Source organism: Pedobacter sp., from assembly GCF_035317785.1.
Classification (GTDB): domain Bacteria; phylum Bacteroidota; class Bacteroidia; order Sphingobacteriales; family Sphingobacteriaceae; genus Pedobacter.
In genome coordinates this window covers 1-4,868 of record NZ_DATHGC010000399.1, presented here as the reverse complement: position 1 = coordinate 4,868, position 4,868 = coordinate 1, and the positions used below count along the sequence as shown (strand labels likewise).

At 45.6% G+C, this 4,868-nt stretch carries 5 protein-coding genes and 1 pseudogene; 3 read left to right on the top strand and 3 right to left on the bottom strand.

Going from position 1 to position 4,868, the window contains the following annotated elements:
* Positions 1-178: 178 nt before the first annotated feature.
* Together VK541_RS25245 and VK541_RS25240 are read left to right on the top strand one after the other, a co-directional pair.
* Positions 179-1,444, top strand: a complete 1,266-nt coding sequence (locus VK541_RS25245) for a DUF1343 domain-containing protein (protein ID WP_324373421.1) — start codon at positions 179-181, stop codon at positions 1,442-1,444.
* A 60-nt stretch (positions 1,445-1,504) separates the two neighbouring features.
* Positions 1,505-1,717, top strand: coding sequence for a hypothetical protein (locus VK541_RS25240; RefSeq protein ID WP_324373420.1), 213 nt, complete (start codon positions 1,505-1,507; stop codon positions 1,715-1,717).
* Here VK541_RS25240 and VK541_RS25235 read toward each other — a convergent pair.
* On the bottom strand, positions 1,714-2,790 hold the full coding sequence (locus VK541_RS25235) for a DNA topoisomerase IB (protein WP_324373418.1): 1,077 nt from the start codon (positions 2,788-2,790) through the stop codon (positions 1,714-1,716). The genes VK541_RS25240 and VK541_RS25235 overlap by 4 nt on opposite strands.
* Before the next feature lie 76 nt (positions 2,791-2,866).
* On the opposite strand from VK541_RS25235, the gene fmt reads away from it, so the two are divergent.
* On the top strand, positions 2,867-3,775 hold the full coding sequence (gene fmt, locus VK541_RS25230) for a methionyl-tRNA formyltransferase (RefSeq protein WP_324373416.1): 909 nt from the start codon (positions 2,867-2,869) through the stop codon (positions 3,773-3,775).
* Between the two features lies 1 nt (position 3,776).
* Here the strand turns inward: fmt and VK541_RS25225 are convergent, their stop codons facing one another.
* Both VK541_RS25225 and VK541_RS25220 read right to left on the bottom strand, forming a co-directional pair.
* Positions 3,777-4,610: an aminotransferase class IV gene (locus tag VK541_RS25225; RefSeq protein ID WP_324373415.1), complete on the bottom strand. Its 834-nt coding sequence runs from the start codon at positions 4,608-4,610 to the stop codon at positions 3,777-3,779.
* Positions 4,611-4,623: 13 nt separating this feature from the next.
* Positions 4,624-4,868 (bottom strand): annotated as a pseudogene (locus VK541_RS25220) (RNA pseudouridine synthase); the annotation flags it as partial.

Below are 4,868 nucleotides of genomic sequence, written 5' to 3'. Positions count from 1 at the left end.
TTCAGATCGAGGTTCTTTTTCAGGGTATAGCCTGAAATTACTGCAACCGCTGCAGCAATAGCAATGATTTTGGTCTTCATGGTTATCATTTGGTTTTGTCAGCCCAATATAATAATCTTTGCCGGAAATATTTACCTTTATAGTGTATATGATACACAATGATAAGACATTACCTGATATGATAACTCCTTTAACTCACATTTTCAATGTTACGCTGCTGGTTATTGCGCTCAATGCCTGCGGATCGCCTAAGATCAAGTTCAATCCTGGTGTTCCTGATCCTTATAAGGTCAAAGCAGAGGATATTGATAAGCCGAAAAAGCTGCTGACGGGCGCTGAACAGACCGGGCTTTATGTTCCTTATCTGAAGGGAAAACGGGTGGGAATGGTGGTCAATCCTACCTCGATCATCGGCAAGGAAACGACCGTGGACAGCTTGCTGAAACGCGGGGTAAAGATTGTAAAGATCTTTGGGCCTGAGCATGGTTTCAGGGGAAATGCGAGTGCTGGCGTCCATGTGAGCGATGATGTCGACGCAAAAACCGGCATCAAGGCGATTTCGCTGTACGGCAAACATTCGACGCCTACCCGGGAAGATCTTGCTGATGTGGACATCATGATCTTCGACATTCAGGATGTTGGTGTTCGTTTTTATACCTATATCAATACTTTGCAGCGTGTGATGGAGGCTTGTGCGGAGCACAATAAGGAACTTCTGATCCTGGACAGGCCGAATCCGAATGGCTTTTATATCGACGGGCCGATACTGGAGCCGCAGCATAAATCGGGAATTGGTGCGAAGCCTATTCCTATTGTTCATGGGCTAACTGTGGGTGAATATGCGCAGATGCTGAACGGTGAGGGCTGGCTGGACAATAAGCTGAAGTGCAAGATCAAGGTGATCAAGGTGACGGGTTATACACATGATATGCCTTATGTACTTCCGGTGAAGCCATCGCCAAACCTGAATACAGCGCAGTCGATTTTATTATACCCTTCAACCTGTTTGTTTGAGGGCACCTATTTGAACCATGGCCGTGGAACACAATTTCCGTTTACTGTGGTAGGCGCACCTTACCTGAAGGGCAAGTATGAATTTTCTTATACTCCGGTGAGCATCAAGGGGATGTCTGAGACGCCTTTGTTTATGAACCAGGTGTGCTATGGGCTGGACCTGAGGAATTATGATACGGAGAAATTCTGGAAAACCAAACAGATCAATCTGGGCTGGATCATTGAGTTGTACAAGGCTGCGCCGAATAAAGCTGATTTCTTCAATTCGAAACTGAGCAAGGAAATGGGCACGATCGAGAAGCTGGTGGGTGTTTCGGCTTTCCGTCAGCAGGTAATTGCAGGTAAATCGGAGCAGGAAATCAGGGCGAGCTGGGAGCCGGGTCTGAGCAATTATAAAACAATGCGCAAGAAGTATTTGTTGTATCCGTAGTGAGAGCATTACACCTGGAATACGGGTTTTTCCCGCATAGAAGTGATAATAACCAAAAATATGAATAGCGCGCCTAAAAAGAAAAACGACAAACCAAGCAGCAACTTTAGAGAAGAAATTCCAAAAGAAAAGGTGCCCGCTGGTGATAAGGCTGTTAAAAAGCCTGAAGATGAGAGCTACAACGCTGAGGAGGCACATTTTAAGAATCCGGCTAAGCAGAGAGAGCAAAGTGAGCAACCTGTGCATCCGGTAAAGAAAGCGCCTAAAGATTAGGCTGCTTTCCGGCTGGCGGATTTCCCGGGTTTAGCTTGCTGCGACGCTTTTAAAAATTGCATCAGTACTTTTTCATCATTTTCAAGGGCAGTGGCGCCCGCAGCAGGTTTCGTATTTACCTTTTTGAGGTACTTGGTCAGCTGGTTATTTTCAAATGCTTCCAGGAGCAATGGGTAGACATAAGAACTTTTGCAGACTGCCCTGGTATTGCCAAGTTTGCTGGCCACACAGTCCAGCACTTCCACGATGATTTTCTTTTTTGGTCTTTCAATATCATCTGTACAGCATTTGGCCAATTGCCTTAGGGCTTCCAGTGTGCCGCCCCATGTGCGAAAATCCTTTGCGGTAAAGTCACTTCCTGTGATCTCGCGGATATAGTTATTGATCCTTCCGGAATCTATCGGCCGGTGTTCCTGACCATCTTTATAGTACTGAAAGAGATCCTGTCCGGGAATTTCCTTGCATTTCTTCACCAGTTTTGCGAGTGTCCTGTCGTTGAGATCTACGTTTTGCGGCACTCCTTTTTTTCCTGTGAAACTGAGTTTAAGATGGTTGCCATTGATCTGCACGTGTTTATTTCTTAGGGTGGTGAGTCCGTAGCTGCCGTACAATTCCTTATAAGATTCATTACCTACCCTGATCAGTGTCTTTAGCATCACCTGCATACAAATGGCCAATACCTTTGTTTCGTCAAACTCTTCACGCTTTAAGTCTTTTGCGATTTGCTTCCGTGCCTGCGGGAGGACTTTGCCAAATTCCAGTAAGCGGAAATATTTGCTGTCAGACCTTCTTGAGGTCCATTCCGGATGGTACTTGTATTGTTTTCTGCCTGCGGCATCAAGGCCGGTGACCTGCAGATAGGCACTTTTTCTGCTGGCAATCCAGACTGCTGTCCATGCGGGCGGGATCACCAGCGCCTTGATCCTGGCCAGCTGATCTTCATCGGTAATCCGGTTTCCGTCTTTGTCTTCATAATAAAACTTTCCAGGTTTCCCTTTTCTGTATATACCTGGCTGACTATCGGTTGCGTAGGTTAATCCACTGGATTTTATTTCTTCGAGGGTTTGTACCATATGGTTTCAGTAAAATATGCGTTTTATTCTTTTATTTTGCAGGCGCATCTTTACCGTTAATCTCAAACAAAAACATATGAAAATAGTTTTCATGGGTACCCCCGATTTTGCAGTGGCATCTCTCAACGCTTTGGTAGAAGCTGGTTTTGATGTTGTTGGTGTAGTTACCGCAGCAGATAAGCCTGCCGGCAGGGGCCAAAAACTGCAGGAAAGTGCTGTAAAGCAATATGCGGTATCTAAAGGCATTCCGGTACTGCAGCCGCTGAAGTTAAAAGATCCTGCTTTTATTGAAGAGCTCAGGGCTTTACAAGCTGACCTGCAGGTGGTGGTTGCTTTCAGGATGCTGCCCGAGATTGTTTGGGACATGCCTGTCAAAGGGACCATCAACCTGCATGCTTCTTTGCTCCCGCAATACAGGGGAGCTGCTCCTATCAATCATGTGATCATTAACGGAGAAAAAGAAAGTGGCGCAACTACTTTCTTTCTGAAACATGAGATTGATACGGGTGATGTGATATTTTCTGAAAAGGCGGAGATCCGGCCAGACGAGACGGCTGGGGAACTGCACGATGAGCTGATGCATGTCGGAGCGGGATTACTGGTTAAAACCGTAACGGCGATAGCCAACGGTGATTATCAGGAGCAGCCACAGCCGCAAAGCGGGGAATTGAAACATGCGCCCAAGATCTTTAAAGAAGATTGCCTGATCGACTGGAACCAGCCTGCTTTAAAGATCTATAACCTGATCAGGGGCCTGAGTCCATACCCGACTGCGTTTACCAAACTGAATGAGAAGACTTTAAAAGTATTTAAAGCTGAGCTTGAGGACCAGGATCCGGGTGTTGCGGCAGGCACTTTTCTCTCGGATGGCAAAACCTATCTGAAGTTTGCCGCCGCAGATGGTTTCATTAAATTGACGGACCTGCAGTACGAAGGCAAAAAAAGAATGGCAACTGATGAATTTTTAAGGGGAATGCGGTTGTAAATCAGAGCAGGTTTAGTTTTGCACTCAGTTCTTTTGCTACTTCATTGAAGTAACGTTTTCTGCCATAGCCCATTACCCAGCGGACACCTCCAACTGCATTGGTAACGAATACTTCGTCTGCTTCTTTTAAGACTTCGGGATTGATCTGTGCTTCGACCATTGAAATGCTGTTCATCTTCGCGATGTTCATCACCACACCTCTCATTACACCTGTAATACAGCCTTCTGAAAGCGCAGGGGTATAAATCTGCTGATTGTACACCACAAAAACATTGGAACTGATGCTTTCGCAGAGGAAACCATTTTGGTTCAGTATAAATGCTTCATCCAAATGGTGCTGTTTCTTGTACAGCCCGGCCATTACGTAAAGGAGCGAATTACTGGTTTTATAGTTGGCCAGCTTGTCTATATGTTTGGTCAGTTCGTCGTATACGTCAACGATCAGTCCTTTTTTATTGAGTTCGTAGTTGTTTGCTGTAAGGGCTGATGCTTCCAGTACATAGCCCGATTTGTTGTTTGCAGGGGTATAAAGGCCTTCGCCTGCACGGTAAACTGAGAGGCGGAAACGTACATTTTCTTTGAACTTGTTTTTTTTGCAGAGTTCGGTGGTCTTTTGTCTTAAAAAATATTCATCGAGCAGATTTCCGCCTTCAATTTTAAGTGCCTTCATACCGGCTTTCAGCCTGTCGGCATGCTGTTCGGCAAATTTCAGTTTCCCATTGCACATCCTCATGGATTCAAACAAGCCGTCACCGTACCTAAAACCACGGTTATGGGCGGTTAGTATGGGCTGGTCCGCAGGAACGAATTCGTCATTGTGTAAAATATACTCCATGAAGGCGATCTGGTTATTCAGGTGCTTGTACTATATAATTTCGCCACTTGCTGAGGGCGTCGTCAAAATCGGAAGGCAAGGGTGCTTCAAACTCCATATATTTTCTGGTAGTTGGATGGATAAATCCTAAGGTCTGTGCATGGAGGGCCTGACGGGGCAGAATATTAAAGCAGTTTTGTACAAATTGCTTGTATTTGGTAAAGGTGGTGCCCTTCAGTATTTTGTCTCCGCCGTAATTGGCGTCATTGAACAGCGGAT